Below are 25,992 nucleotides of genomic sequence, written 5' to 3' on the forward strand. Positions count from 1 at the left end.
ATTAAATGAGTTTCACAGTATGTCTGTTGCAATGCAATTAGCCCAACTTCACCAACGCTTTAGTGAAAAAACCATCAAAAATACACAAAAGCAGCCACTCATTGCCCACGATGAGCAATGGCCAAGCCCTTGTGAAATAGGCACAGCCGATGAGAACGGTATGATCCAATGGCAAGCGGTAGTGAGGGAGCCTGTAGGTTCACTCATTAACCTGGCTAACGCATTAGAGCTTGAATTTCCTGATGAACTTAGCCAGTTTTATGGCCATATGTTTGCTGGCAGTATTTTAGCCAGCGTTGATGGTCATCAAGTGGAATTATTACAAGCGTGGAATGAGGATGATTTTGACTTACTGCAACAAAATATCACGGGTCATGTTTTAATGAAGCGAAAGCTAAAGCAAGCGCCGAGCGTTTTTATTGGTTTAACTGATCAAGATGATTTACTTGTTACGGTATTAGTGGAAACAGGGGAAGTGTGCTTAGAATATGTAGGTAAAAAGCCGCATCATGTGTTGGCTAATAACCTCAGTGAGTTTATTGCTACATTAACAGTTTAAACTAGCTCGGTGTTGCTGATTTAATGCACACCTAGCTTGTTTATTCATGGGATTTATTGAAAATCCCATGAAATATTAGACACTAAACCACACGGTTCGCACCTAAAATCAAATAATCCAAACCACGGCTCAGGTAATTTCCATTCACCTTGGCAACTTGGGCATTTTCGCTCAAGCTCTGAGGCTTTATCAACCCCACCTACACGGTATAAGTAATAGTAAACAGGCTTTTTAGTTAAAAAGCTGATGCGTTTGCTAATGTCTTTACCTCGGCGATACAAATCACTTTGTGTGCTGGCTATTTCCTCTAACGCAGGAAATTCACAGCGAGTTGCACCATTAATTTGAATTTGATCGCATGCTTGCCAATCTTCTTGCCATTTAATCAGGGTTTTATAATCGCCATTGGCAATTGCCGGAATATTAAATAGCGGAACGGGTAAAAAATCATCGCCACAATACAGTGGGCTGCAAGTATGCACATACGTAGTATATAAAATATAGCTTGAGGGCTCTTTACAGCCATCGGCTCCATTTGAATGAATGTCTTGACCTATTATTTTCACTTTAGGTGCTAACAAGCCTGCATCATGTAGCTTTTCAACACTGTGCTTTACAAATGCACTGTTGTTAAGTGGGTGCATAGCATCCTCGGTCGGACACATAACGCGAGTGATAAAATAGCCATCTTTCAAAACCGTCGGAAATTCTTCTCCAATGATTTGGCCATTAAAACGTAATGCATTTACCAAGCGATTTATTGCTTGCTCGGCTTGCTCTAAGGTGGTGTCTTGGTAGCAGTCAAATGTTAAATCAACAACAAACATTTATAGTCTCAAATTATTTTGGCGCGAGTAATGTCAGTAATTGATCTAACTTTTGCTCAATTCTATCTAATTGAGAGTTGTTCTGATCTTCATTACTGACACTTTGCTTTGGGGTTTTCATTAAATTATAAATTGAATCAGGATTATTCTTATATTGACTCACCGCAGCAATAATAACCGGCATTGGGGTCGGTGTTGTTAAACGACTTTTAGTTAGTGCAACAGTGGGAACTTTGCCTTCATCAAGAAGGACTTTAATAGCTTCAAATACAGCAGCATTCATTCAATTATAACTCTTTTATAAAGTAAGCTCGCAACATAGGCGCTGCGAGCGGGTATGGTATCAATAAAGTGGCTAAGGCACATTAAAATGCGCATTAAATTAATTATTTTTGACGAAGCCGTACGTCTAGTTCATCAATTACTTCACTCCAATCGCCATCAACCGCTAGCGATTCGGCAATAAAATGTTGTTGGGCTTCATCCCAAAAGGGAGCATCTTGCAACAAGGTTGTATCGGCAATGGAGTGCGAGGCAATAAATGCATCTATTTGCGCTTCTGAATCCGGTAGTCCTAGTTGGGCGAACAAGGTATTAATAGTATGTTTTGTTGTATCCATAATAATGCTCCTAAATGAATTAATACTTAGTACTTATTAACTCTAGGGGGGAATGGTATATCTAGCCAGTTTAACCCTTACTGAATTTACGCTTTATTTATTCAGTAGTAAGTCGCTAAAGCATGATCTGGCTCAATGCAGTGGATGAGCGTACTAACTAAAATGTAAATTCGCTTATTTGTCTCACTTAGGTATATAGTTATATAAGCATTTGGTCATCGTTGTAGTTCAAAATTAATCCCAAACAAGTTACGCGGCGTAATGACAACGGGTATAAAATAATAAAGGAAATAAAATGACAGCCACAGCAGAATCGACAGACGCCTTTAGTGTTCAGCATATTGCACCAGAGGATATAAGCACAGCAGCCAGCCTGATATATCAGGCATATCAAAACGATCCTATTTTACAAACTCTGCTAGGGTATAACGAAGACAACCCGCTCGATTATGAAAAAAAATTACGTGCACTTATTCGTGAAGAGCTCAGTAGCTTTTGGCAAGAGAAGCAGCCTTTAATTGGCCTTTACCGTAATGATAAATTAAAAGCGGTTGCCTGTGTGTTTGAGTCAAATAGCCAATTACAAGCTGAGCGTTATTGGCATTGGCGATTAAAGCTGATGCTAAGTGCAGGTTATTTACAAACGAATCAATTAATTGAAAAAGAAAAAACCATTCGTGACGCCTTAAAGCCGCAAGGGAATTATTACTTTTTAGCGTTTATTGCGGTTGATCCACACTTTCACGGGCAAGGGTTTGGTCGCACTTTACTTAAAGGTTTAGATGGCTTAATACACGATAATCCTGAGTCTTCTGGTATAGCGGTATTTGTGACTCGTGACGAGCATACGAAATTTTTTAAATCGCAAGGCTTTGAGCACTTTAAACAACTTTCATTTAACCAAGTTAAGGGTGAATTACTATTTAAAGTTGCTAATGCTCAATAAAGGTAGTTGTTCATAATGGCGTATCTTTAAGCCTATGTTCCAAATCGGGCACACCAGTGTGAGATATATCCTACATTAGTGTGCTCTTTGTCAGTTTAAATCCATTATTTATCCGTTTATAAGCATCAAGCTTCTGTTATTTATAGCTATTTTTGTTTTTTCAATTTTGTGACATTAAATTTTTTAGTTTTCCTCACTATTATACCCAGCCGTTTGGTTTAAACTTTACTTTGTCAAGACGACATAGCTCAATGACTGAGCTAATGCCATGGATATGGAATCAGGCAGCATAGTAGTGACTAGCAGGAAGCGCAAAGGACAAGTTAACACGGATGCAAGGATGAAACAGGAAGTACATGAAGTACTAAAATAGCTAGGAGCTATTTAAAGGATACCAAGGATGATGCGATAGGATATTGCAGGAGCGTTAGTTTACGCAGGACGGCCAAGGCGGCAAGAGGATATTGCAGGATGCAATGGAGGGCTAACAGGGTAGTTTGCTCGTTCAGTGGATGATAAACAAGGATCAGGTAAAGGATACCTTACAGGATGTTGGCAATTGGGGCGTAACTGAGGTTACGCCTTGGTTTTTGTATTATAAAAATTATATCTTATGTGGTGGCACAACCACACTTTTTAGCTTTTCATCTTCCATGATTAACACTCCCTGATAAGCATTTTCACCATCGCTTGAAAATTCAAAAATAAATTCGCTTTTCATGCCCGGTTTACCACTTTTTAAAATGCCAAACCGACGCTTGCTACAAGCCACACTCATTAGTTGTACCTGCAATTGCTCACTTTGGCGTTTGGCATGAACGTTCGCTGCTTCGGCTATTTTACGATTTAGCCAAAAAAAATAAATTACAGCCCCAATAAGTATGAACGTCCATAAACTAGCCATTTAAGAGAATAACCTTCCAATTGCGCGAGCTAACGTCTCGCTTCTGTTTTCTTTACGTAGTAATGCTAATAAATGTGGGCGAATAGTTGGAATTGCAACTAAATCTGCAAAAATGCTAGGAAATAACTCAGCTATTTTCTCATGGTGCGCACAGTTATCCATAAATACATGCAAACGCTGTGGCTCTTCTAATTGTTTAAAGCTGCGACCTGCAATAGTTAATAAAATGTCTGAGTCTTGCCCAAGCGTAGATTCTAAAGCGCAGTCAACCAGTTGTGCGCTAAGCCCTGTTGCTTGCCCTGATGATATGGCGCGAAGCGCGGCAGAAGCCGTAACCACATCATTATTCTTAAGAGCGGTTTGTCCATAACTTAACATTAACTCACTTAACGTGGGTGGTATTTCGATGTGTTCAAGCATTGCGCTTAATGGTTGTAATACTTCAACAGGTAAATTAGGCCACGCAGCGTGTAAGTGTTTTAAGTTATCAGCACTGTTGAGGCGATAAGCAAAATCAGCAATACCTTGTAGTGCCACACTTTGCCAATTATCAAAACCAATCTGGCCACTAAAATAAAGCTGGGCATGCTCATAATACTGTGAGGCTGGTTGTTTTAATAACACTTTAACTTGTGCATTAAACGCCGCTAATTTATTAGCATTAGGAGTAAATACGTAAGGGTTGTTATCGAGTTTGCCATCGGCTTGTTCGCCGGTAATTTCTGTTCCTAGTGCTTGAATTACCATGTCTGCAAAGTGGTCGCGGCTGGCACTAACGAGTTTACTTTGTTCATCAAGTGGGAATTTTAAAAACCACACATAGGGTTCTTTGCTAGCTTTACTGTCCCAAAATTGAATTGCTAGCCATGCATGGCCTGCTAATGGGTAAGGGTAAGGAACTTGTGCTTGTTCAACAGCTAAAAATTGTTGTTTATCAAGCTTGGTAATATGCCTGCCAATATCAAAAGCACGCCATTGAGTTCCTGCACCGTCTAAAAGCTGGCCTAATGTGGCTATATGTTCACTCATGAATTTCCAACTGTTTTTACTACAAAATTACGCTAATTATACGCCATAGCGACTGTTGAGGGAACAGGGTATAATTGTGCAATATACAAAGTAAAGGGTGATTATGACTGAGCAAACCCAACTCTATTTAACACAATTAACTGCGCTACTTAAAAAGTATCAGCTTTGGCAGAATGAGCCGATTGACCCTGCATTGTTGCATTCAAGCGTCCCTTTTTGCCATGATACGCTTGCATTTGAACAGTGGTTACAGTTTGTATTTATAGAAAAAATTCAACAGATTATTACAATGAAACAACCGTTACCGCGTAATTTTGCAATTGCTCCTATGGCGCAAATGACACTCATTGATAAATCCGGAAGCGAAGAGATTATTTCTTTGCTAACGCAATTAGATTCATTGCTTGGAGAGTCAGATGACTGAACGTCCAGCGCCAGTTGAATACGGCGAACTGAACATTCTCTATCAAGATGAGAATTATGTAGCGATTGATAAACCATCAGGCTTACTTGTTCATCGCTCCTTTTTAGATAAGCATGAAACTCAATTTGCAATGCAAATGCTACGCGATCAACTCGGTCAGCATGTGTTTCCTGTGCACCGTCTTGATAGGCCGACATCGGGTGTGTTGCTGTTTGCTCTAAGCTCAGAAGCCGCGCGTGATATGAATCAGCTGTTTATTGAGGGTACGATCTCAAAGCGTTATTTAGCTTTAGTACGCGGATTTGCGCCTGAATCTATTTTTTTAGATAAACCGTTAAAAGAGGAGCTAGACAAAATTGCTGATAAATTTGCCGATCAGAATAAAGATGCTCAAGAAGCACAAACTCAGTTTAATTGTTTGCATCAAGCTGCGTTGCCTATCCCTATAGGAAAATACCCAACAGTTAGGTATTCTTTGGTAGAGTGTTTCCCTAAAACAGGACGTAAACATCAAATTCGTCGCCATTTAAAGCATTTGTCGTTACCGATAATTGGCGATGTAAATCATGGTGATAACCAGCACAATCAGTTTTTTAGAGAACACTTTTCTCTTAGGCGATTAATGTTATTCGCCACAGAACTGCGTTTTGTACATCCTTACAGTAATGAATCGATAATAATTAAAGCGCCACTAGGTGATGCAATGTTGAGTATTTGCAACCAGTTAGGGTGGCCAAGCGAAGAAAAGGATTATTAATGGCACATATTAGTATTTTTGTAGGCAGCGTGTATGGTGGTGCTGAACGTTTAAGTGAGCAAATAAGTGATACCATTGAGCAAGCCGGCCATCAGGTAAGCGTATTTGCAGCGCCAAGTTTAGAAGATCTAAAAAATGCATCGCATATTTTAATTGTCACCTCAACAACAGGACAAGGCGATATACCCGCTAACTTGGCAGAGCTTTATAATCAGCTTAACAGCACCTTTCCAATGTTAACTAATAAGCCATTTGGCATTGTGGCTATGGGTGATAGAAGTTATGGTGATACGTTTTGCGGTGCAGGGCGTAGCTTTGATGAACTATTACGTGACTTACAAGCCAAACCTGTGGGTAATCGATTAGAAATTGATGCCTGTGAAGACTTTGAGCCTTGGCCTGTCACCGAGCCGTGGTTACAAACTTGGCTTGATAAATTATCCTCTTAAATGCGCAGACTCTAAATGAAAAAATATAAACTGAGTTTAATTGTGCTTGCGGGTGGCTTAGGTAGTCGCTTTGGTGGCAATAAACAAATTGCAGAAATTCCAGGGCTAAATTGCACTATTATGGAGCTGAGTATTATTGATGCGCATGCTGCAGGCGTGACGCAGGTGGTGCTGATCATAAACCAAGCGGTACGTAGTGAAATAGAGCGTACTATTTTGCCACGATTACCTAGTGATCTTGATGTGGTGCTGGTGGAGCAACACATTGAACAGGTGCCCGAACAATTTAAAGCAACACTTTGCCAGCGAGTAAAGCCTTGGGGCACAGGTCATGCTCTGTTGTGTGCCAAAGCCCACATTAATAACCCCGCTATTGTGATCACTGCAGACGATTATTATGGCGCGTCTTCATTTTTATTGCTTAGTGAGCATTTCAAAAAAAGCGCTGAATGGGCAATGGTAGGGTATCCGATTATTGATACTCTTTCTGAGCACGGTGGTGTAAATCGTGGGGTATGTAATATTGCGAATGGAAAGCTTGTTGCCGTAACCGAGTATTTGAATATTCAACAAGAATCTGAGCATATTTTTGGCGATAACCCACAGGGTTTACGTGAAAAAGTTAGCCCAAATGCGCTTGGCTCTATGAGCTTTTGGGGGATAACCCCTTGCTTGTTTGACTATTTGCAACAAGGCTTTGAAACGTTTTTACAGCAATATAACGTGAATACTCAGCAAGAGTACTACTTACCTGATCAAATCCAGAAAGCTATTAATGTAAAAGCAAAGCCTGTATTTGTATACACTGCAAAAGAGCCTTGGTTTGGTGTTACCTATAAATCAGAACTGACAAACATTGCGGCTACTTTGTGCGCATTACGTCAAGCATAAAGATGGTAGTACCAATTTTATTATAAATATGATCAATCTAGCATGTTAAATAACCCGCTACATGCGTTAAAAATTATTGTCGCCTTGGGCGAAAAGAGTGAAGTAGAAAATGAATACAGTTCCTATAGAAGTTTATTTATCTGAGAGTTTTGGCCTTGACGAGAAGCATGCGAGCATAAAACCCATAGGCAGTGGGCATATAAATACTACTATGTTATTAAGTACTTCGAAGCGGTCACTGGTTGTACAAAAGCTCAATACGGTGGTGTTTCCAAAACCACAGTTACTTGTTGATAATGCGCGATTAATAGAGCAACACTTAAGTAAAAAACAACAAGCAGGTGAATTCAATCTAGCAATAGTACGCCATGTAGCGACGACTCAGAATGACTATTTAGTTAATAATGATGATGATACTTGGCGAGCACTTGAGTTTATTGGTGGCAGCTACAGTGAAGATGTGGTTAATACTGCTAGCCAGGCACAAACAGCGGCCAATGCATTTGGCCAATTTGCGCAAGCGCTACAAGACTTTGACGCGAACAATTTACATGCGGTTATTCCTAATTTTCATAACTTGGCCATGCGTGCAGAAGTCTTCAAGCAAGTGGTTAGCACCGATCCTCATAAACGTTTGGCTCATTGTCAGGAAGAGGTTGATTTTTGCCTGTCGCAGCTTTCACTTATCGATGAGCTTAATGCCCTTGAGGGAAAAGTGCCTATTCGTGTGTGCCATAACGATACTAAAATAAACAACATGCTATTTTGCTTAGACTCTAATAATGCAAAAGCGGTGATAGATTTAGATACCTGTATGCCTGGTTATTGGCTTAATGATTTTGGCGATATGGTCAGAACATTTTGCTCTGCAGAGCAAGAAGATTCAACGGCGCTTGAAAAGGTAGGTGTTCGTGAAGATATTTTTGCAGCGATTGTTAAAGGCTATGTTGAGCCACTAAAGGGGGTATTAACACCCGCCGAGAAACAAAGCTTTTGGTTAGGTGCTAAAGTAATGCCCTTTATGATTGGCTTACGCTTTTTAACTGATTATATAGATGGTGATAATTACTTTAGCGTTAAGCATAAGAGACACAACTTAGATCGCGCAAAAAACCAATTTGCCTTATACAAGGATATAGTAAGTAAGCAGCAGGTCTTAAAGGAGATTTTGACTCAGGTATAAACCCAATTAATTATATTGCTCAAAGCGTTATAACTAAAACTTTGAGCAATATAAATTGAGGTTAAACATTGAAAGTATGTGTTAACTTCCAACATCTCAATTTTTTACTTATTAAGCATCTGCTAGTTTTACACGGATTTTGCTTTTGTCTACTGTGGTTTGATTAAGCGCTTTTATTGCGCCCTTAACTTCAATGTCATTAGGCATTTCTACAAAGGCAAAGCCTTTAGATTGGCCTGTTTCTTTATCGAGTACCAAGTTACAGGTGGTCACTTTACCGTGAGCCGTAAATAACGTACGAAGTTCATGCTCAGTAGTGGCACGTGATAAGTTACGAACTAATAATTTCATATATAACCTAAATAATGGGTTCAAGCATAATTATCTCAAGTAACCTTGCTTTAACCTAACGTTATTTTATAAACAGTAAAAATAACTATTAAAAAACAAAAAAACCGCCTAATGGCGGTTTTTTATACATTGCGAGAGATTACTTTACTTCTTTACCCGCTGCTTGTTGATCTGCATGATAGCTTGAACGTACAAACGGGCCTGAAGCGGCGTGTGTAAAGCCAATTTCATCAGCATATTCTTTTAATGCGTCAAATTCAGCTGGTGGCACGTAACGCTTAACGGGTAAGTGATGCTTAGACGGTTGTAGGTATTGCCCTACAGTAAGCATATCAACGTTATGAGCACGTAAATCGCGAAGTACTTCCTCGATTTCGCTAATTTCTTCACCAAGGCCAACCATTAAGCCTGATTTTGTTTTAACCTCAGGATGGGCTTCTTTAAAGCGACGTAATAATTCAAGAGACCATTTATAGTCAGCACCTGGGCGCGCAAGTTTGTATAAACGTGGCGCCGTTTCTAGGTTGTGATTAAATACATCTGGCGGCGTTTCAATTAAAATTTCTAACGCTCTGTCCATACGGCCACGAAAATCGGGCACTAAAATCTCAATGGTAATTTCTGGATTATGCTTACGAATTTCGCGGATACAATCAGCAAAGTGCTGAGCACCACCGTCACGTAAATCATCACGGTCTACAGAAGTAATAACCACATAGCTTAACTTCATGTCTTTAATGGTCAGTGCCAGCTTTTCAGGCTCAGCGGCATCAGGTTTTAATGGGCGACCATGTGCAACGTCACAAAATGGACAACGACGTGTACAAATAGCCCCTAAAATCATAAAGGTCGCTGTACCGTGGTTAAAACACTCTGATAAGTTAGGACACGAAGCTTCTTCACATACAGAGTGAAGGCCATGTTTACGCATTGCTTGTTTTATGCCGTCAATCCGCTCGGTTGACTTAGGTAAGCGAATTTTAAGCCACTCTGGCTTACGGAGCATTTCGGTTTTTTCTGTTGGTAAAACTTTAACGGGGATCAACGCCATTTTTTCTGCGTCGCGTAGTTTTACACCTGGTTCCATTTTGACTGGTTTATTCATTCGTTTTCAAACCCTTCAGTATGCTTAACCTGTGTTGCATTAAGCTTCTTGATCATGTGTTTTACCAGCCCTTCACCTGCAGCTTCAAGGTTTTGAGGGCCATTTAGTTCTTTAGTTTGCACCATATTCATGCCCGCATAACCACATGGGTTAATGCGTAAAAATGGACTTAGATCCATATTAACATTTAATGCCAAGCCATGAAATGAGCAGCCACGACGAACTCGTAAACCTAAAGAGGCAATTTTACTGTCGTTAACGTAAACACCAGGGGCATCCGCTTTCGCGTATGCATCTATGGCGAACTCTGCAAGGGACTCAATGATGCACTCTTCAAGCCAAGTAACTAGCTCTCGCACCCCAATTTTTAAACGACGTAAATTAAATAATACATACATCATTTGCTGACCAGGGCCGTGGTAAGTCACCTGTCCACCGCGGTCAACTTTAATCACTTCAATGTCACCTGGGGCGAGTAAGTGCTCATCTTTACCGGCTTGGCCTTGGGTAAATACACTTTCATGCTCTACTAACCAAATTTCATCTGGCGTATTTTCATCACGGGTGTCGGTAAAGTCTTGCATTTTTTGCCAAATCGGCATGTAACGCTGACGACCCAGTTGGCGTACGATTAGGGTGTTTTCGCTCACAACAAATCTCAACTATAGCTTAAAGCATATGGCGCACGTCATCGATATTGCTGATCACGTTGTAAATTTCTTCAATGTGTTTGCCGCTTGTTACTGTGGCTACTAAAGTGACTGACTCATAGTTACCTTTACTGCTCGGTTTTACTTTTGGCGCATAATCACCCGGAGCGATAGGTTGTAACTTTTCTAAAATTTGATCAGTTAAGTTTACGTTTGCTAAACCCATAATTTTAAATGTAAACGGGCAAGGGTACTCTAGGTACTCATCAAATTTAGTGTTTTTAACAGGTTCAACCACGACGGGAACTCCTCAAACAAAAGTGTTGGCTCAACTTATACGTTAAGCTTAAAACTGACAGGCTAATGACAATCTTGAAATGATGTTACTTTTGACCTAAGCCAACGATAGTCATTCAATACGATTGGTATATATGGGGCGCATTCTAGCACTTTTCAAGCAAAAAAAAACGCCTCACAGAAGAGGCGTTCATATTACTTTACTCGTGCTTACATTATTTGTAAGCGTAAGTAGTCATATATTTTGCTGAAGAAGCTACCTTCTTGTATTTCTTCAAGCGTAACTAGCGGATATTGTGCAATATCTTCGCCTTCAAGTTGTAAAAACAGCGTGCCTACTTTAGTGCCTTTAGCTAAAGGTGCTTCAAGCGTATCGTCAAGCTCAAAGTTTGCTTTCAGGTTTTTATGTTGGCCACGAGGGATTGTAATAGGGGTGTCTTCTAAAATACCTAAAGAGACATTCTCTTTGTTACCCATCCAGATGCGTTGCTCTGCAAAACTATCGCCAGCTTTGTAAGGCGTAATTGTTTCAAAAAAAGCGGAAACCGTAGTTAAGCAGTTTTTTACTTTCAACTTTACGCGCACGCTCACTTGAAGTACCCATAACTACCGCAATTAAACGCATGTCGTTTTTCGTTGCCGAGGTGACTAAGCTGTAACCCGCATCAGATGTATGGCCTGTTTTAATACCATCAACATCTAAGCTTTCATCCCATAACAACGAGTTACGGTTATATTGCTTTATACCATTGTATGTAAATGACTTTTCTTTATATAGTGCATATTCGTCCGGCACGTCTCTGATTAAGGCTGCACCAAGTGTGGCCATATCGCGTGGCGTTGTGTAGTGCTCGTCTGTATCAAGACCGTGACTATTAATAAAGTGAGTATTTGTCATGCCTATCTTTTCAGCATGGGCATTCATTAAATCTGCAAAGGCACTTTCGCTGCCAGCAATATGCTCAGCCATGGCAACACAGGCATCATTACCTGATTGCACAATAATACCGTGATTAAGTTCATCTACACTTACTTGCTTACCCACTTCAATGAACATTTTAGATGATTCAGGAAAGTTTTTTGCCCACGCTTTTTCACTGATAGTTACCATATCGGTGGGTGCGATATTACCTGCATTTATTTCAGTACCAATTACATAACTAGTCATCATTTTAGTTAAGCTAGCAGGAGCAAGTTTTGTATCAGCTTCACCTTCTGCAATCACTTTACCTGTGGTGAAGTCCACCAAAAAGTAACCTTTAGCATTAACTTGAGGAGGGGCTGGAATAATTTGTGCGGTGGCTGAAAAGACGGCGGCAGAACAGACTAAGCCGCAAACACCAGTAAGAATTTTATGTTTAATAGATTTCATCATACTCATTAATGGTTAAAGTTAAAAATATGCATTCTCCCTATTCTAAAGGGCTTACTGAGTGTAAAGCAAGAACGCGTTTTGAAATTGATTTTGTTTTAATGTTTTTAGTACTTGTTGCGCGTGTTGGGCATCTTTTATCGGCCCTAAGTGCAATCTATAAATACCGTCTTTTTCGACGATATTTGTTGGTAATTTATATTGCTCTCGTAGTGTGTGTGCCAATGCTTCTATGTTGGCTAACGTACTACCTGCAGCTACTTGAACATAGGTTTTTCGTGCATGGGTATCTGCAAGGGTAATCGCTTCAAGCTTAACCTGTGCTGTACCGTATTTATGGTAGCCAAGTTTATAGGCTGCAGCATAAGAAAGATCAATGATTCTATCGTCATGAAAAGGCCCGCGATCGTTAACCCGTACTATAACAGATTGGCCATTGGCTGTATTTGTTACGCGCACAAAACTCGGTAAGGGCAAGGTTTTGTGAGCTGCCGTCATAGCGAACATATCGTAAATTTCGCCGTTAGAGGTGTGATAACCATGAAATTTTCGGCCATACCATGAGGCAATGCCCGTTTCTGAATAACCTGTTTCATCGAGCATAGGGGTATAACGTTTGCCCAACACTTCGTAAGGGCGTGTGGTGCTCGCGCTTTTTATAACTTTAGTGACAATAGCATCTTGCATTTCTAATTCAGTTGGTGCTCGCAGAGGCGCTGCATCATGGCGCATGCTGTAACGGCTATTTGAACTGCTACATGCACTTAAAAAGAGGCTAACGAGTGTAATAATTATAAGTTGTTTATAAAGGCGCATTATTTTAAGAGCATCCTTTTATCTGTGGCAATCGACATAATAATGCCAAATGCAGCCATCAAGGTCACCATTGAGGTGCCGCCATAACTAATTAATGGTAAGGGAACACCTACAACAGGTAATAAACCCGAGACCATACCAATGTTTACAAAAATATAAACGAAAAATGTGAGTGTCAGAGAGCCTGCGAGTAACTTGCCAAAAGCTTCTTGTGCATTAACTGCAATAAATAATCCACGGCCAATGATGAATAAGTACAGGCTAAGTAAAATACACACACCAAATAAACCAAACTCTTCACTCAGTACAGAAAAAATAAAATCGGTATGTCGTTCAGGTAAAAATTCCAGTTGTGATTGTGTGCCTTGCAACCAGCCTTTGCCTTCGATACCGCCTGAGCCAATAGCAATTTTTGATTGAATAATATGATAGCCAGAACCAAGCGGATCGCTCTCAGGATCTAAAAAAGTTAAAACGCGTTGTTTTTGATAATCGTGCATACCATAGTGCCAAAAAGGCCATGCAGCTAAGGCCACAATAGAGCTTAAAAAGCCAATTAAACGCCAACTCAAACCAGATAAAAACAATACAAACACACCCGAGCTGGCAATCAAAATTGAGGTGCCCAAATCAGGTTGTTCCTTAATAAGTAGGGTAGGCAGCATAACAATGGCAAAGCCAATAATTAAATGAAGTGGACGCGGTGGTAAGTGGTTACGACCAATATACCAAGCAACCATCATTGGAACCGCTAGTTTCATTAATTCTGAGGGTTGAAAGCGGGTAATACCTAAATCTAACCAGCGTTGAGCCCCTTTAGAACTTACACCAAATAGAAGTACCCCAACCAGCATAAGTAGTCCCAAGCAATACATGGGAATGACTAAGCGTTTTAGGGTCGTAGGTGGGATTTGCGCTAAAACAAACATGCCAATAATTGCGCCAGCCATACGGGTTATATGGCGGATCATCATGGCCGAATCTTGGCCCGAGGCACTATAAACTATGGTGATACTGCCAGCCATCATCAGTAATAAAGCAATTAACAGTGGCAAGTCGATATGCAGGCGCAGCCAAATAGAACGCTTATTATGTAAAGCCGTCATGGTACTTTACTCCCTGAGGATTGAATTGGGTTAGCTGCAAAATAATAATCCATTAATTGGCGCGCAATGGGGGCACCTACAGAGCTACCCCCGCCGGTATTCTCTACAACAATAGAGACTATAATTTGTGGATTGTTGTAAGGGGCAAAACCGACGTAAATGGCGTTATCGCGTTGGCGCTCTTTGAGTGCATCGGCATCGTAACGCTCGCCCTGAGCAATACTGACCACTTGGGCTGTACCGGTTTTACCTGCAGGGTCGTAGGTAGCCCCTTTAAACGCACGGTGTGCTGTACCGGTGGTCTTTTTAACCGTGTTATGCATTGCATCAATAGCGATGCGCCAGTTATCCTCATTATTGAGAACAACAGGTGGCTTTTCTTCATTATTGAGCTGGGTGATCTGGTCTTCTTTTTTAGCCACTTGCACTAAGTGAGGAGGATGATTTATTCCCCGGTTAACTAGAATATTAGTCGCGTTGGCTATTTGAATTGGGGTGGCAGTCCAATAACCTTGGCCAATCCCTACAGAAATAGTATCACCACGCCACCATGACTCTTTGAAACGATCTTCTTTCCACTCTTTTGAGGGCAAAATAGCGGTTGTTTCTTCATGAATATCAATGCCTGATAGCTCACCAAAACCAAAACGTGCCATAAAGTTACTTATTTTGGTGATCCCCATGCGATAGGCTGCATCGTAAAAATAAGTATCGCATGACTCTTCTATTGCTTTGTAAACATCAACATGGCCATGGCCCCAACGTCGCCAGTCTCGCCATCTATGCTCTACATTGGGTATTTGAAAAAAACCGGGATCCCACATGGTGGTGGTCTCTTGTACTATGTTTTCTTCTAATGCCAAAATAGCCATGTGCGGTTTAATAGTCGATGCTGGTGCGTAGCGCCCCTGGGTGGTACGGTTTATAAGCGGGCGATCAGGGTTAAGCAGGGCTTTATAGTCTTTACTGCTAATACCGTGCACAAATAAATTAGGATCATAGCTTGGGTTTGAATACAGCGCTAAAACGCCGCCATCTTTTGCATCCATAACCACAATAGCGCCGCGCATATCTTTAAGTGAATGTTGGGCTATTTGTTGTAAACCAATATCGAGAGTAAGTACTAAATCGTCCCCCGGCTGCGGTGGATCCATACTCAAGGTGCGAATAATACGACCACGGTTATTTACTTCAACTCGCTGTGAGCCGACCTGGCCATGAAGTAATGGCTCGTAGTATTTTTCGATACCCAGTTTGCCAATATCATGGGTCGCTCTATAATTGGTGGCTTCATCTTGTTGCTCAAGCTTGTTTAATTCTTTTTTATTGAGCTTAGCAACATAGCCTAAGGCATGGGTTAAGGTGTCTCCAAACGGGTAATAACGGGCTAAACGCGCTTCAATACTAAACCCTGGGAATTTATGTTGGTTTACTGAAAACATCGCTACTTCGTTTTCATTTAAGCGAGCTTTAAGAACTTGGCTTTTAAAGCGGCGAGTGTGCTTTATATCATCAAGGAAATCAGCTTGCTGCTGCTCGGTAATATCAATAATTTTACTGACTGATTTCAATGAGGCAGTTAAATCGTCAACTTCTTCGGGGATCACTTCAAGGTTATAAACGGGCTTGTTTTCAGCCAGTAAAACACCGTTGCGGTCGTAAATAAGTCCGCGATTAGGTGCAATAGGGATTACTTTTATACGGTTATCGTTAGAGCGAGTTTGATAATCTTGGTGGTCGTCAACTTGAATGGTGTACAAGTTAGACAATAATATGGCTACTAAGGCTAATATAAAAATAAAACCCACAAATGCACGCCGAGCAAATAAATTAGCTTCTGCTGAGTGGTCGCGAATAGTGGGTCTTCGTTTTAGCATGGCAAGAAACTACTCGCGATGATAAGGGTGGTTGTTATTTAAGCTCCAGCCTCTGTAAAGACTTTCAGCTACAATAATGCGTACTAAGGGATGCGGAAGCGTTAAATTTGATAACGACCACTTCTGCTCAGAGGCTGCAATACACTCGGGGGCTAATCCTTCAGGTCCGCCAATCAGTAAACTGACATCGCGACCATCTAGTTGCCACTTTTCCATGTTTTTCGCTAGCTGATGAGTATCCAGTGCTTTACCGGTTACTTCTAGTGTGACAATACGATTGCCTTTAGGTATGGCGGCTAAGGTTTTTTCACCTTCGGTGTGTAAAATACGCTTTATATCTGCGTTTTTGCCACGTTTACCAGCAGGTATTTCGATTAGTTCCAGTGCCATATCTTTGGGAAAGCGGCGCTGATATTCTGCAAAACCTGTTTCTACCCATGCTGGCATTTTTGTACCAACAGCAATCATTTGTATTTTCACGACGTTACTTCCAAGCGTTGTCTAAAATAGGGAGCTATTAGCCCCAAAGCTTTTCTAGATCGTAATAGCTACGTGCTTGATCTTGCATAACGTGAACAATCACATCACCTAAATCAACGAGTGCCCATTCGCCATCGCTTTGGCCTTCATAGCCAATAGGCTCTTCACCAGCGTGACGAGCTTCTTTTGCTAAGTTATCAGCAATTGACAGTACATGACGTCTTGATGTGCCTGAACATACAATCATGTAATCGGTTACGTCTGAGGTGCCAGTTACGTCAAGTTGAATCACATCACGTGCTTTCATATCGTCAATTTTGTCTAGTGCAAAAGCGAGTAGTTGTTTCGAATCCAAGGTTTTGTCTCAATTTAAAATTTAATAGCGGTCATTTTAACACGCTGAGGGGTTTATACCAATCACTCTTGATAAAGCTGGTGCTGCTCAATATAGTGACTCACGGTGTCGGGTAATAGTTCACTCTTTTTAATGCTTTTTTTAAGCGCTTGACGGATAGTGCTGGATGCGGCATCTAGCTGTTCTCCTTCTAAAAAGTAAAGGTGTCCGGCATTTTTTTCGTTCAGTAGGGAAATATCTTTGGTCACAGCCTGCTGTTTGTAGCCTTTAAGTTCACCTTGTACGTCACAGTTTTGACCTGGGCGTTGATACACCACTATATGGCAAAGACGAGTTATTGTTTGCCACTGATACCATTTATCAAGGTTGTTGAATGAGTCCATACCAATCAAAAATAAAATAGGGGTATCGGGATTTTCAGCTCTTAACTCTTGCAAGCTTAATAAAGAATAAGAAGGCCCGCTGCGTTGTAGCTCCCGTAAATCAAGCTTAAACTCTGGGTAAGCTGTAATTGCCGCTTTAAGCATTGCTATACGATGCTCGGTGCTGATCCCCGGTGCCGCTTTGTGTGTGGGTATTGCACAGGGCATAAAATAAAGTGAGTGTAATTCAAAAGTAGCCACACATTGCTGCGCCATATTAAGGTGCCCCAAATGAACGGGGTCAAAAGTGCCACCAAAAATTGCAATCATGATATTTTCCCTTTACTGACGGTTAGTATGACACGGCAGTGGAATATCGAGCGGTTGGCAAAACTTAATACAAATATGTGCCAATGCTTGATAGGGGGCAATTAATGCGCCTTGTTTGTAGCTTGCATCAAATAATGCCAGTTCACTGCTAATGCTTTCAAGGGTGTCAATGTTAAGTCTGTTTATCGCTGTTTGTACCGGCGCTTGGTGATTTTTCCATATCGCTTTTTGTTTAAACAGGGTGGCTAACGACTCACCTTGCAGTAACCCTTGCTGTACACTGAGTAAGGTATTTAGATCTTTATTGATGGCCCACAAAATACTCATTACTTCAGTATTATCACTGGCAAGCTTATTTAATACTTTTATTGCTTGTGTAGTATGGCCGTTTAACAGGGCATCACTTAAATCAAAAATATCGAATTTAGATTGGTTTAGCAGCCCTTGCATCACCAATTGTTGGGTAATGAGAGCGTTACCATGTATTAGCGACAGTTTTTCCAATTCTTGAAAACAAGCTAGTAAATTGCCTTCAGTGGCATTAATTAAACTAAGCTTAGCCTCGTTTTGTAAATTGAGTGACAAGCGTTGGCATTGTTCATCTAGCCAACGTTTTAAGTGATTACCACTAAGCGGATAGCAGGGTACAAATAGCCCTTGCTTATCGAGTGCTTTAAACCATGCTCCGCGTTGCACATCTTGGCTGGCCTTGGCGCCTTTAACAATTAAAATGGTGTCAGGGTTTTCAAGCTCAACGACCTTTTTAAAGGTGTTTGCGCCGGGGGTACCGGGTTTTTGCTGGTTTAAATCAAGCTCAATAATCGTACGCGCACTAAATAACGACATACTTTGGTATTGCGCTATGATTTCTTGCCAATCAAAGCCTTGGGCTAAAGTGAATTTAATTACTTCATCAAAACCTTGCGCTTTTGCGCTATCGCGTATGAGCTGTACACATTGCGCTTCTTGAAAAGGCTCTTCACCAAAAACCAAATAAAAAGGTTTTAACCCCTTTTTTAATTCGCTAGGCAGCTGATTTGCATAACAACGCATTATAGTTGCGACAACTCTCTAACAATTCGACGACTTGCTTGTTGACGAATTTCGCTGATCAGCAGTTCAAGCTCTTTTGCTTTGGCTAGTGCGTTGTCAGGGTCATCTTGGTAATTACGGTAAAGCTCAAAACGTTTTTCAATGGCTGCTTGTTTTGGGCGTTTTACAACATAACTTACACTGTATGCCAATTCATATTCAGCCACTTGTCCGTTTTGAAATAACGATAAGGTTTGACGCTCTAGCTGCTCTTTAAATAAGTAAAGTTGCGCTGATTGTTTACTCGCAGGGACTAAAGTAACATCGCTCATAGTCAACTCTGTTTGCAAATAGCTAAACAACGCTGATTTTTGATCATCACCCACCAAGGTTAGCTGTTTTAAATCATCGGGTAGGCTTGATGCTTTTTTAAGGTGAAAGCCACAGCTCGATAACAAAAAACAGACTAGCACTAAGGCTAGTCCGTTTTTAATGGCATTTAAAGCAGCCATATTAGTTAGCTACCACGTTAAGTAATTTACCGGGTACATAAATAACTTTGCGGATTGTTGCACCATCAGTAAATTTAGTGACGTTAGATTCTGCAAACGCAAGTGCTTCTACTTGCTCTTGCGTTGCATCAGCTGCAACCGTTAGTTTTGCACGTAATTTACCGTTTACTTGTACGATGATTAATTTTTCATCTTCAACTAGGGCAGATTCGTCAACTTTTGGCCATGCTGCATCTAAAATATCACCTTCTTTACCTAGATCTTGCCATAACTGATGCGATAAATGCGGTGTTATTGGTGCTAGCATAATAAGCAATGCTTCTAATGCCTCGTTAGCAATGGCGACATCTTGAGTATCGTTTAATGGCGCTTTTAATAACTTATTAGATAGCTCCATAATTGCGGCAATTGCCGTATTGAATGTTTGACGACGTTCAACATCATCGCTCACTTTTGCAATCGCTTTATGTAGCTCACGGCGAAGTACTTTTTGCGGATTTGTAAGCGCCGATTTATCAAGTGCTTGGAAGCCAACCGTTTTAACATCTACCGCGTATTTCCATACACGTTTTAAGAAACGGTGCGCGCCTTCAACCCCTGAATCTGACCATTCAAGCGTTTGCTCTGGTGGTGCAGTAAACATCATAAACAAACGCACGGTATCTGCGCCGTATTGGGCAATGACTTCTTGCGGGTCTATGCCGTTGTTTTTCGACTTAGACATTTTGCTCATGCCAGATGAGAACACAGGATCACCGTCTTTTTTATGCCATGCCTTGGTTACGCGGCCTTTTTCGTCGGTTTCGGTATTAACATCGCTTGGCGAAATCCATATATCGCCGCCTTTTTCATCTTTACGATAAAACGTTTCAGCTAATACCATACCTTGACAAAGTAAGCGGTCGAATGGCTCGTCTGAATTAACTAAACCAAAGTCACGTAATAATTTGTGGAAAAAGCGCGAATACAATAAATGTAAAATTGCGTGCTCAATACCACCAATGTATTGGTTTACTGGTAACCAATAGTTAGCTGCCGCTGGATCTAACATACCCTCGTCATGGCGCGGGCTACAGTAGCGAGCGTAATACCATGATGACTCCATAAAGGTGTCAAAAGTATCAGTTTCATGAGTGGCAGGTACACCATTTACAGTTGTTTTAGCCCATTCTGGGTCAGCTTTAATTGGTGAGGTAACGCCATTCATTACCACATCTTCTGGTAAACGCACTGGTAGCATATCTTCAGTGGCAGCAAGCTCATTACCATTCTCATCACTCAGCATTGGAATTGGCGAACCCCAGTAACGCTGACGGCTTACACCCCAATCGCGTAGACGGAAGTTTACTTTACGCTCTCCCACACCTAATGCTTCTAGCTTGTCGGCAACAGCGTTAAAGGCGTTTTCAAAATCAAGGCCATCAAATTCACCTGAGTTTACTAATACCCCTTTTTCGGTGAATGCTTCTTGAGCTAGGTTTACTTCAAGCTCAGAGCCTTCAGCAGGGGCAATAACTTGTTTAATATCTAGGCCGTAAGCTGTTGCAAATTCAAAGTCACGTTGGTCATGAGCAGGTACTGCCATTACCGCACCTGAGCCGTAATGCATTAATACAAAGTTAGCAACCCAAATTGGTAGTTGCTCGCCCGTTAATGGATGAGTAGCGTAAAAGCCCGTTGCAATGCCTTTTTTCTCCATGGTTGCCATGTCTGCTTCGGCAACTTTAGTGTTTTTGCATTCTTCAACAAACATTGCTATCGCGTCGCTATTTTTCGCCGCTTCTTGTGCAATAGGGTGGCCACCGGCAACGGCTAGGTATGTTACGCCCATAAATGTATCTGGGCGCGTAGTATATACGCTAAATTTTTCGTTGTTATCGGTACGTGTAAATTCTATGTCTAAGCCTTCAGAGCGACCAATCCAGTTGCGCTGCATGGTTTTAACTTGTTCAGGCCAGTCTTCTAATTTGTCTAAATCGTCTAATAGCTCTTGTGCGTAGTCGGTAATTTTAATAAACCACTGTGGAATTTCTTTTTGTTCCACTACCGCACCTGAGCGCCAACCGCGGCCGTCAATTACTTGCTCGTTAGCTAGTACAGTTTGATCGACCGGATCCCAGTTAACCGTTGACATTTTTTTGTACACTAGGCCTTTTTCGTAAAGCTTAGTAAAAAACCATTGTTCCCATTTGTAATATTCTGGGTGGCAAGTCGCAATCTCGCGATCCCAATCGTAACCAAAACCTAATTGCTTAAGTTGGTTACGCATGTAGTCAATATTTTCGTAAGTCCACTTTGCAGGGGCTGTTTTATTTTTAATAGCCGCGTTTTCTGCTGGTAAACCAAACGCATCCCAACCCATAGGCTGCATTACGTTTTTTCCTTGCAAGCGCTGGAAGCGAGAAACCACGTCACCAATGGTGTAGTTACGCACATGACCCATATGCAGTCGACCACTTGGATAAGGAAACATTGAGAGGCAATAGTATTTTTCTTTGCTCTCATCTTCTGTGGCTTTAAATACTTGGTTTTCTTCCCAGTAGCGTTGGACTTTTGACTCTATGTCTTGTGGGTTATATTGCTCTTGCATTTACGTTTCCAAACTTCTTGCATACTAATAAAAAATTGTCGATAGGATACCCCAAATAAAGCGCTATTCACAGCGTCAAAGCGGCGCTTTTTGTAAATTTGCGAGTAAATTAGTTTTCAGTACAGGTTAACCTATACTTATCTATGATATAGAGTAAATCAGCAGACGTTTTGAAGGAGTATAAAATGGCAGATTACAGAACATGGCTTAGTGATTTAACCGATTGGTTAAAAGATGTCAAAGAGCATGAAGTGAAAGCCGCAGTAAAGCGATTTATTGAATCTGAGCAGGCACTTAAAGATTTAGGTGAAGAAAAATATCAGCTTTATCGTAATTACTTAATGCGTGACATTTCTCATCTACAAGAAAATAACAACTACTATAATTCGCTTGCATGGCAGGAGCTTAAAGAGTCATTGTGGTTTGAGCTTTCTCATATTGAAGATAAAACACAGCTAGAATGGCAGTCGTTAAGTGAAGATTTTAAGCATAATGGTGTTTATCACGCAGGCGAATGGATAGCCATGGGCACATTAGTATGTAAGAATTGCAACCATAGCTACGATGTTTATCATGCGACGCAAATTATTCCGTGTACACAGTGTGATGGCATCTACTTTAGCCGCCAGGCTTTACAACCTTAAATATGAATATTGAGTGGCTTATATAGCCACTAAATATGTCCAAAACCTAGCGAATATGCTGGTAAAAAAAGAAGTTAGAATGACGAAAAAATTGCTGCCACTACCCGTATCAAATCTTGCACCGAGTATTTCATCGAGCCATGTAAACACCTGCATGAGCAACCCATACCCAGAGCAACTTACCTTTATAGGCCAACAACGTGCGCAAAGTGCCTTGGACTTCTCTTTAGGAATGGACCTACCCGGTTATAATGTTTATGTAATGGGAGAGGCGGCACACGGGCGTTTTACTTTAGTAAAAGACAAATTAAAACAACACGCTAAAGAGCGCACAACACCGCATGAATGGTTATATGTTAATAACTACGACGATCACCGTGAGCCTATTGCGTTATTTATGCATGCAGGGCAAAGCAAACAATTAGCCGATGATATTGACTCATTTATTGATGAAGTGCTCGACACTTTTCCTGCTGCATTTGATAACCCTGCTTATCAGCGTAAGAAAAAATCGATAGACCGTGAATTTAACGATGCTTACGACGGCGCAATTACCGCGGTAGAAATAGCTGCGCTTGAGCAAAGCGTGGCATTAATTGAAGAAAAAGGCGTGGTCGGGTTTGCACCGTTAATTGATGGTAAGCAACTTACCGATAATGAATTTTCTGATTTGGAAGATGATTTACGCGAAATGTTTTTTGAGCGCATAGAAAAATTAGAAGATGCCCTCATTGAAGCGCTTATTGAGTTACCGCGCTGGAAACGTGAATCCAAAGAAAAGCTCCGTAATCTTAAAAAGTCTACTGCTGAGCAAGCCACTAAACCGTTATTAAAAGATTTAGAACATAAATACGCCAGCCATATTGGTGTGCTGCGTTATTTAAAAGATATACGTGTAGAAATTATTGATGCCGTGCTCGAATGGCTTGATGATGAAGGCGAAAGCGAAGAAAACAAAGAAGACTTTGACCGTAAAGGCATGCTTACCGACTTTTTTGCGCCAAATATTTTAGTTGAATACAAAGAAGGCGATGCGGCACCGGTTGTTTACGAGCCAAACCCAACCTTTGGTAATATTTTTGGCAAAATTGAATATGCCACATCGCAAGGGTCGTTAATTACTAGTTATCGCTCAATTCAGCCTGGTGCGCTGCACCGCGCCAATGGCGGCTATTTAATTATGGACGCTGAAAAAGTAATGGCTCAACCCCAAGTGTGGGATGGGTTAAAACTATCGCTAAAAACCCATCAAATTAAAAATGATTTACCTTACCAAGACAGTGTTGTTGGCAGCAGCTTTACGCTTCGCCCGCAGTTAATACCACTTGATGTAAAAATTATTTTGCTAGGTTCACGTGAACTTTATTACACCATTGGTGAATACGATGAAGAGTTTGCCGAGTTATTTAGAGTACTTGCCGATTTTGATTATTACTTACCAAGTAGCGATAAGCTGCAGTATCAGTTTATTACTAAAGTAAGCGATTACTGTGAGCAGACATTAAAGTGCACGTTAAACGAATCAGCAATGGTGCGATTACTTAAATTTAGTTATCGCCAAGCTGAGCACCATAATAAACTTTCTGCCCGTTTTGCTGATGTGCTAGAGCTTGTGGCTGAGGCCAGTTTTTACGCTAAGCAAGATAAGTTGACGGTGATTGATGCTCGCCATATTGACGAAGCCATAGAAGGCAAGCAGTACCGTACGGGGCAAATTAGCGAAAACATGCTCAGCGATATAAAAGAAGGGCACACTTTAATAGCAACCGACGGGCAAGCTGTAGGTAAAGTTAATGGTTTAACGGTACTGCACATTGGTGATACCTCATTTGGCACACCTGCACGCATTACTGCTACCGTTTATGCTGGCGCTGACGGCGTTATTGATGTGGAACGCGAAGCCGAGCTGGGTAAAGCAATTCACTCAAAGGGGGTAATGCTGCTTACCGGTTATTTAGGTAACAAATACGCGCAGCACTTTAGCTTAACACTCAGTGCGAATATTGCTATTGAACAAAGTTATGGCTACATAGATGGTGATAGCGCCTCATTAGCCGAACTTTGTGCGCTAATTTCAGCAATCACCAGCCTACCCATTAGTCAGTCTATTGCACTAACTGGTTCAATCAACCAGCATGGTGATGTGCAGGCAATTGGTGGTGTAAACGAGAAAATAGAAGGCTTCTTTAAGCTATGTAAAATGCGCGGCTTAACGGGCGAGCAAGGCGTTATTATTCCAAAATCAAACCAAGTTAATTTAGTGCTTGATGACGAGATACTCAATGCCGTTGAGTTAGGTAAATTTAATATTTTCGCTGTGGAAACCGTTGACCAAGCGCTAAACTTATTAATGGATATTGAAGCGGGTGATATGGTTGATGAACACTACCCAGAAGACTCGGTCAATGGCATTGCATTAGCGCGTTTAAAAGACATTGCTGATATTGTTAATGGCGATAACAGCGACGAAAAAGACCACGACTCAGAAGATGAAAAAGGGGAGTTATGATCAATATAATTTTACTGATTGTTATTGCGATTTTTTGTGTTTTAATTTTTAAAAACAGTAAAAAAGCCAAGCAGCAAGCAATCGCAAACGCGCAAATTGAAAGTGATTATTTAATTGCTAATGCAAAGGTAGAAGGCATTCAAGAAACCGCGTCTGGCTTGCAATATAAAATAATCCATAAAGGACAGAGCGAAAATACACCTAGCCCAACGAGTATGGTGAAAGTGCATTATCATGGCACTTTAATCGACGGCACTGTATTTGACAGCTCAGTAGAGCGTAAAACTCCGATTAGCTTTGGCTTACATCAAGTTATTAAAGGTTGGACCGAAGGCCTACAACTGATGAGTCCGGGCGATAAATTTCAGTTTTATATACCGCATCAGCTCGCCTATGGTGAAAAGCGAGTAGGCAGCATCCCGCCTGCGTCATTGCTTATTTTTGAGGTAGAATTATTAGCAATTGAATCCTAGAAAATTGTAGCTAATGATCGCTTATATAACTAAGCGGTCATTACATTGTTAGCTATTCACTCGCAAATTTAATTTGTCCAATAGTAAGCTTAAATTCCCCCGCCTGTTTACCTGCAATCATAAACCCAAGCTGCTTTATATCTTCAAAGCTAATTGTAGGCTGTTGCTCAAGTAATCGCCCGCGATAAGTAAGTTGGAAATCCTCAGGTAAAAACTCAATATTAAGCCACTCGCTCTGTGTGGTACTAAACGAGCGTGTATAAGCTGCTCCATCCATGTACTTATTAGTTCTTAAGCGTAGTTGGTAGGTTTGACCATCACCCTTAACATGCAGCACTATTTTAGTGATGTTTTGGTTTTTTACATCCAATGGTGTTCTTATAGAAGCAAACCCTCCATTGTTTGCAAGCGATACATTGCCTGTAAACACTAAATTGCCATCATCCTGCAAAACCTGACTATTAGAAATGCCACCCATCACCGAATCATTCACTACATACCAGCGAGCATTAGCGTTTGCCTCGGTGGTAGCAAACAGTAAG

General features: G+C 41.0%; 29 protein-coding genes and 1 pseudogene. 10 read left to right on the plus strand and 20 right to left on the minus strand.

Annotation, left to right across the window (positions count from 1 at the left end; genetic code table 11):
* Window positions 1-19: 19 nt before the first annotated feature.
* Entirely contained in the window at window positions 20-559 is a 540-nt protein-coding gene (syd, locus tag P20311_RS02735; RefSeq protein WP_008109408.1) for a SecY-interacting protein, read from the plus strand.
* A 53-nt stretch (window positions 560-612) separates the two neighbouring features.
* On the opposite strand, the gene P20311_RS02740 is transcribed toward syd, so the two are convergent.
* From P20311_RS02740 to P20311_RS02750, 3 genes are all read right to left on the minus strand, one after another.
* The gene (locus tag P20311_RS02740; RefSeq protein ID WP_008109410.1) at window positions 613-1,386 is read right to left on the minus strand and encodes a Zn-ribbon-containing protein; all 774 of its coding nucleotides are present in this window, start codon (window positions 1,384-1,386) and stop codon (window positions 613-615) included.
* 13 nt (window positions 1,387-1,399) lie between these two features.
* Window positions 1,400-1,669: a hypothetical protein gene (locus P20311_RS02745; RefSeq protein ID WP_008109411.1), complete on the minus strand. Its 270-nt coding sequence runs from the start codon at window positions 1,667-1,669 to the stop codon at window positions 1,400-1,402.
* Between the two features lie 103 nt (window positions 1,670-1,772).
* Entirely contained in the window at window positions 1,773-2,006 is a 234-nt protein-coding gene (locus P20311_RS02750; protein ID WP_008109413.1) for a DUF2789 domain-containing protein, read from the minus strand.
* Window positions 2,007-2,301: 295 nt separating this feature from the next.
* Here P20311_RS02750 and P20311_RS02755 point away from each other — a divergent pair, with 295 nt between their 5' ends.
* Window positions 2,302-2,952 carry a GNAT family N-acetyltransferase gene (locus P20311_RS02755; protein WP_008109415.1) on the plus strand — a complete coding sequence of 217 codons (651 nt, stop codon included), beginning with the start codon at window positions 2,302-2,304 and terminating at the stop codon, window positions 2,950-2,952.
* Between the two features lie 604 nt (window positions 2,953-3,556).
* Here the strand turns inward: P20311_RS02755 and P20311_RS02760 are convergent.
* Both P20311_RS02760 and P20311_RS02765 read right to left on the minus strand, forming a co-directional pair.
* The gene (locus P20311_RS02760) at window positions 3,557-3,856 is read right to left on the minus strand and encodes a DUF3301 domain-containing protein (protein ID WP_008109417.1); all 300 of its coding nucleotides are present in this window, start codon (window positions 3,854-3,856) and stop codon (window positions 3,557-3,559) included.
* Window positions 3,857-4,885, minus strand: a complete 1,029-nt coding sequence (locus P20311_RS02765; protein ID WP_008109418.1) for a DUF3549 family protein — start codon at window positions 4,883-4,885, stop codon at window positions 3,857-3,859.
* 103 nt (window positions 4,886-4,988) lie between these two features.
* On the opposite strand from P20311_RS02765, the gene P20311_RS02770 reads away from it, so the two are divergent.
* The 5 genes from P20311_RS02770 to P20311_RS02790 all read left to right on the plus strand — a co-directional run bounded on the left by P20311_RS02770 (window position 4,989) and on the right by P20311_RS02790 (window position 8,589).
* Window positions 4,989-5,309, plus strand: coding sequence for a YqcC family protein (locus P20311_RS02770; RefSeq protein WP_008109420.1), 321 nt, complete (start codon window positions 4,989-4,991; stop codon window positions 5,307-5,309).
* A complete protein-coding gene (truC, locus tag P20311_RS02775; RefSeq protein WP_008109421.1) occupies window positions 5,302-6,066 on the plus strand; it encodes a tRNA pseudouridine(65) synthase TruC in 765 nt (254 codons plus the stop codon). The genes P20311_RS02770 and truC overlap by 8 nt, the downstream gene beginning before the upstream one ends.
* Entirely contained in the window at window positions 6,066-6,515 is a 450-nt protein-coding gene (locus tag P20311_RS02780) for a flavodoxin (RefSeq protein ID WP_008109422.1), read from the plus strand. Before truC ends, P20311_RS02780 begins: the two co-directional genes overlap by 1 nt.
* A 15-nt stretch (window positions 6,516-6,530) precedes the next feature.
* A complete protein-coding gene (locus P20311_RS02785; protein ID WP_008109423.1) occupies window positions 6,531-7,406 on the plus strand; it encodes an NTP transferase domain-containing protein in 876 nt (291 codons plus the stop codon).
* Between the two features lie 109 nt (window positions 7,407-7,515).
* A complete protein-coding gene (locus P20311_RS02790; RefSeq protein WP_008109430.1) occupies window positions 7,516-8,589 on the plus strand; it encodes a phosphotransferase enzyme family protein in 1,074 nt (357 codons plus the stop codon).
* Between the two features lie 111 nt (window positions 8,590-8,700).
* Here P20311_RS02790 and P20311_RS02795 read toward each other — a convergent pair whose 3' ends face one another.
* The 14 genes and pseudogenes from P20311_RS02795 to leuS all read right to left on the minus strand — a co-directional run bounded on the left by P20311_RS02795 (window position 8,701) and on the right by leuS (window position 21,824).
* On the minus strand, window positions 8,701-8,940 hold the full coding sequence (locus P20311_RS02795) for a hypothetical protein (protein ID WP_008109433.1): 240 nt from the start codon (window positions 8,938-8,940) through the stop codon (window positions 8,701-8,703).
* A gap of 139 nt (window positions 8,941-9,079) precedes the next feature.
* Window positions 9,080-10,045 (minus strand): lipoyl synthase, encoded by a 966-nt coding sequence (gene lipA / locus P20311_RS02800; RefSeq protein WP_008109434.1) that lies wholly within the window; start codon window positions 10,043-10,045, stop codon window positions 9,080-9,082.
* On the minus strand, window positions 10,042-10,695 hold the full coding sequence (gene lipB, locus P20311_RS02805; protein ID WP_008109436.1) for a lipoyl(octanoyl) transferase LipB: 654 nt from the start codon (window positions 10,693-10,695) through the stop codon (window positions 10,042-10,044). The genes lipA and lipB overlap by 4 nt, the downstream gene beginning before the upstream one ends.
* A gap of 19 nt (window positions 10,696-10,714) precedes the next feature.
* Complete coding sequence (gene ybeD, locus P20311_RS02810) at window positions 10,715-10,993, minus strand: DUF493 family protein YbeD (RefSeq protein ID WP_008109437.1); 279 nt, start codon at window positions 10,991-10,993, stop codon at window positions 10,715-10,717.
* Window positions 10,994-11,202: 209 nt separating this feature from the next.
* A pseudogene (locus tag P20311_RS02815) lies at window positions 11,203-12,364 on the minus strand (serine hydrolase).
* Window positions 12,365-12,418: 54 nt separating this feature from the next.
* Entirely contained in the window at window positions 12,419-13,180 is a 762-nt protein-coding gene (locus P20311_RS02820; RefSeq protein WP_008109442.1) for a septal ring lytic transglycosylase RlpA family protein, read from the minus strand.
* Window positions 13,180-14,286: a rod shape-determining protein RodA gene (gene rodA / locus P20311_RS02825; protein ID WP_008109444.1), complete on the minus strand. Its 1,107-nt coding sequence runs from the start codon at window positions 14,284-14,286 to the stop codon at window positions 13,180-13,182. The genes P20311_RS02820 and rodA overlap by 1 nt, the downstream gene beginning before the upstream one ends.
* Window positions 14,283-16,163 carry a penicillin-binding protein 2 gene (gene mrdA / locus P20311_RS02830; RefSeq protein WP_008109445.1) on the minus strand — a complete coding sequence of 627 codons (1,881 nt, stop codon included), beginning with the start codon at window positions 16,161-16,163 and terminating at the stop codon, window positions 14,283-14,285. Before mrdA ends, rodA begins: the two co-directional genes overlap by 4 nt.
* Window positions 16,164-16,172: 9 nt before the next feature.
* Complete coding sequence (rlmH, locus tag P20311_RS02835; protein WP_008109455.1) at window positions 16,173-16,643, minus strand: 23S rRNA (pseudouridine(1915)-N(3))-methyltransferase RlmH; 471 nt, start codon at window positions 16,641-16,643, stop codon at window positions 16,173-16,175.
* A gap of 37 nt (window positions 16,644-16,680) precedes the next feature.
* A complete protein-coding gene (gene rsfS / locus P20311_RS02840) occupies window positions 16,681-16,998 on the minus strand; it encodes a ribosome silencing factor (protein ID WP_008109457.1) in 318 nt (105 codons plus the stop codon).
* A 62-nt stretch (window positions 16,999-17,060) separates the two neighbouring features.
* A complete protein-coding gene (gene nadD / locus P20311_RS02845) occupies window positions 17,061-17,690 on the minus strand; it encodes a nicotinate-nucleotide adenylyltransferase (RefSeq protein ID WP_008109459.1) in 630 nt (209 codons plus the stop codon).
* A gap of 12 nt (window positions 17,691-17,702) precedes the next feature.
* On the minus strand, window positions 17,703-18,743 hold the full coding sequence (gene holA / locus P20311_RS02850; protein ID WP_008109460.1) for a DNA polymerase III subunit delta: 1,041 nt from the start codon (window positions 18,741-18,743) through the stop codon (window positions 17,703-17,705).
* Entirely contained in the window at window positions 18,743-19,234 is a 492-nt protein-coding gene (gene lptE, locus P20311_RS02855) for an LPS assembly lipoprotein LptE (protein ID WP_008109462.1), read from the minus strand. Before lptE ends, holA begins: the two co-directional genes overlap by 1 nt.
* A 1-nt stretch (window position 19,235) precedes the next feature.
* Entirely contained in the window at window positions 19,236-21,824 is a 2,589-nt protein-coding gene (leuS, locus tag P20311_RS02860) for a leucine--tRNA ligase (protein WP_008109464.1), read from the minus strand.
* Between the two features lie 185 nt (window positions 21,825-22,009).
* On the opposite strand from leuS, the gene P20311_RS02865 reads away from it, so the two are divergent.
* From P20311_RS02865 to P20311_RS02875, 3 genes are all read left to right on the plus strand, one after another.
* Window positions 22,010-22,468 (plus strand): hypothetical protein, encoded by a 459-nt coding sequence (locus tag P20311_RS02865; protein ID WP_008109466.1) that lies wholly within the window; start codon window positions 22,010-22,012, stop codon window positions 22,466-22,468.
* 79 nt (window positions 22,469-22,547) lie between these two features.
* Window positions 22,548-24,977 carry a Lon protease family protein gene (locus P20311_RS02870; RefSeq protein ID WP_193371758.1) on the plus strand — a complete coding sequence of 810 codons (2,430 nt, stop codon included), beginning with the start codon at window positions 22,548-22,550 and terminating at the stop codon, window positions 24,975-24,977.
* Window positions 24,974-25,450 (plus strand): FKBP-type peptidyl-prolyl cis-trans isomerase, encoded by a 477-nt coding sequence (locus P20311_RS02875; RefSeq protein ID WP_008109476.1) that lies wholly within the window; start codon window positions 24,974-24,976, stop codon window positions 25,448-25,450. The genes P20311_RS02870 and P20311_RS02875 overlap by 4 nt, the downstream gene beginning before the upstream one ends.
* Before the next feature lie 52 nt (window positions 25,451-25,502).
* Here the strand turns inward: P20311_RS02875 and P20311_RS02880 are convergent.
* Window positions 25,503-25,992, minus strand: a 490-nt coding sequence (locus P20311_RS02880; protein WP_036984699.1) for a CIA30 family protein, incomplete at its 5' end; no start/stop codon positions are given.

Source organism: Pseudoalteromonas sp. BSi20311 (assembly GCF_000239875.1).
Taxonomy (GTDB): Bacteria; Pseudomonadota; Gammaproteobacteria; order Enterobacterales; family Alteromonadaceae; genus Pseudoalteromonas.

Excerpts from the sequence above, each read along its gene's own strand:
- syd (WP_008109408.1), top strand. The coding sequence starts at position 20 with ATGTCTGTTGCAATGCAATTAGCCCAACTTCACCAACGCTTTAGTGAA.
- P20311_RS02740 (WP_008109410.1), bottom strand. The coding sequence starts at position 1,386 with ATGTTTGTTGTTGATTTAACATTTGACTGCTACCAAGACACCACCTTA.
- P20311_RS02745 (WP_008109411.1), bottom strand. The coding sequence starts at position 1,669 with ATGAATGCTGCTGTATTTGAAGCTATTAAAGTCCTTCTTGATGAAGGC.
- P20311_RS02750 (WP_008109413.1), bottom strand. The coding sequence starts at position 2,006 with ATGGATACAACAAAACATACTATTAATACCTTGTTCGCCCAACTAGGA.
- P20311_RS02755 (WP_008109415.1), top strand. The coding sequence starts at position 2,302 with ATGACAGCCACAGCAGAATCGACAGACGCCTTTAGTGTTCAGCATATT.
- P20311_RS02760 (WP_008109417.1), bottom strand. The coding sequence starts at position 3,856 with ATGGCTAGTTTATGGACGTTCATACTTATTGGGGCTGTAATTTATTTT.
- P20311_RS02765 (WP_008109418.1), bottom strand. The coding sequence starts at position 4,885 with ATGAGTGAACATATAGCCACATTAGGCCAGCTTTTAGACGGTGCAGGA.
- P20311_RS02770 (WP_008109420.1), top strand. The coding sequence starts at position 4,989 with ATGACTGAGCAAACCCAACTCTATTTAACACAATTAACTGCGCTACTT.
- truC (WP_008109421.1), top strand. The coding sequence starts at position 5,302 with ATGACTGAACGTCCAGCGCCAGTTGAATACGGCGAACTGAACATTCTC.
- P20311_RS02780 (WP_008109422.1), top strand. The coding sequence starts at position 6,066 with ATGGCACATATTAGTATTTTTGTAGGCAGCGTGTATGGTGGTGCTGAA.
- P20311_RS02785 (WP_008109423.1), top strand. The coding sequence starts at position 6,531 with ATGAAAAAATATAAACTGAGTTTAATTGTGCTTGCGGGTGGCTTAGGT.
- P20311_RS02790 (WP_008109430.1), top strand. The coding sequence starts at position 7,516 with ATGAATACAGTTCCTATAGAAGTTTATTTATCTGAGAGTTTTGGCCTT.
- P20311_RS02795 (WP_008109433.1), bottom strand. The coding sequence starts at position 8,940 with ATGAAATTATTAGTTCGTAACTTATCACGTGCCACTACTGAGCATGAA.
- lipA (WP_008109434.1), bottom strand. The coding sequence starts at position 10,045 with ATGAATAAACCAGTCAAAATGGAACCAGGTGTAAAACTACGCGACGCA.
- P20311_RS02820 (WP_008109442.1), bottom strand. The coding sequence starts at position 13,180 with ATGCGCCTTTATAAACAACTTATAATTATTACACTCGTTAGCCTCTTT.
- rodA (WP_008109444.1), bottom strand. The coding sequence starts at position 14,286 with ATGACGGCTTTACATAATAAGCGTTCTATTTGGCTGCGCCTGCATATC.
- mrdA (WP_008109445.1), bottom strand. The coding sequence starts at position 16,163 with ATGCTAAAACGAAGACCCACTATTCGCGACCACTCAGCAGAAGCTAAT.
- nadD (WP_008109459.1), bottom strand. The coding sequence starts at position 17,690 with ATGATTGCAATTTTTGGTGGCACTTTTGACCCCGTTCATTTGGGGCAC.
- holA (WP_008109460.1), bottom strand. The coding sequence starts at position 18,743 with ATGCGTTGTTATGCAAATCAGCTGCCTAGCGAATTAAAAAAGGGGTTA.
- lptE (WP_008109462.1), bottom strand. The coding sequence starts at position 19,234 with ATGGCTGCTTTAAATGCCATTAAAAACGGACTAGCCTTAGTGCTAGTC.
- leuS (WP_008109464.1), bottom strand. The coding sequence starts at position 21,824 with ATGCAAGAGCAATATAACCCACAAGACATAGAGTCAAAAGTCCAACGC.
- P20311_RS02865 (WP_008109466.1), top strand. The coding sequence starts at position 22,010 with ATGGCAGATTACAGAACATGGCTTAGTGATTTAACCGATTGGTTAAAA.
- P20311_RS02870 (WP_193371758.1), top strand. The coding sequence starts at position 22,548 with ATGACGAAAAAATTGCTGCCACTACCCGTATCAAATCTTGCACCGAGT.
- P20311_RS02875 (WP_008109476.1), top strand. The coding sequence starts at position 24,974 with ATGATCAATATAATTTTACTGATTGTTATTGCGATTTTTTGTGTTTTA.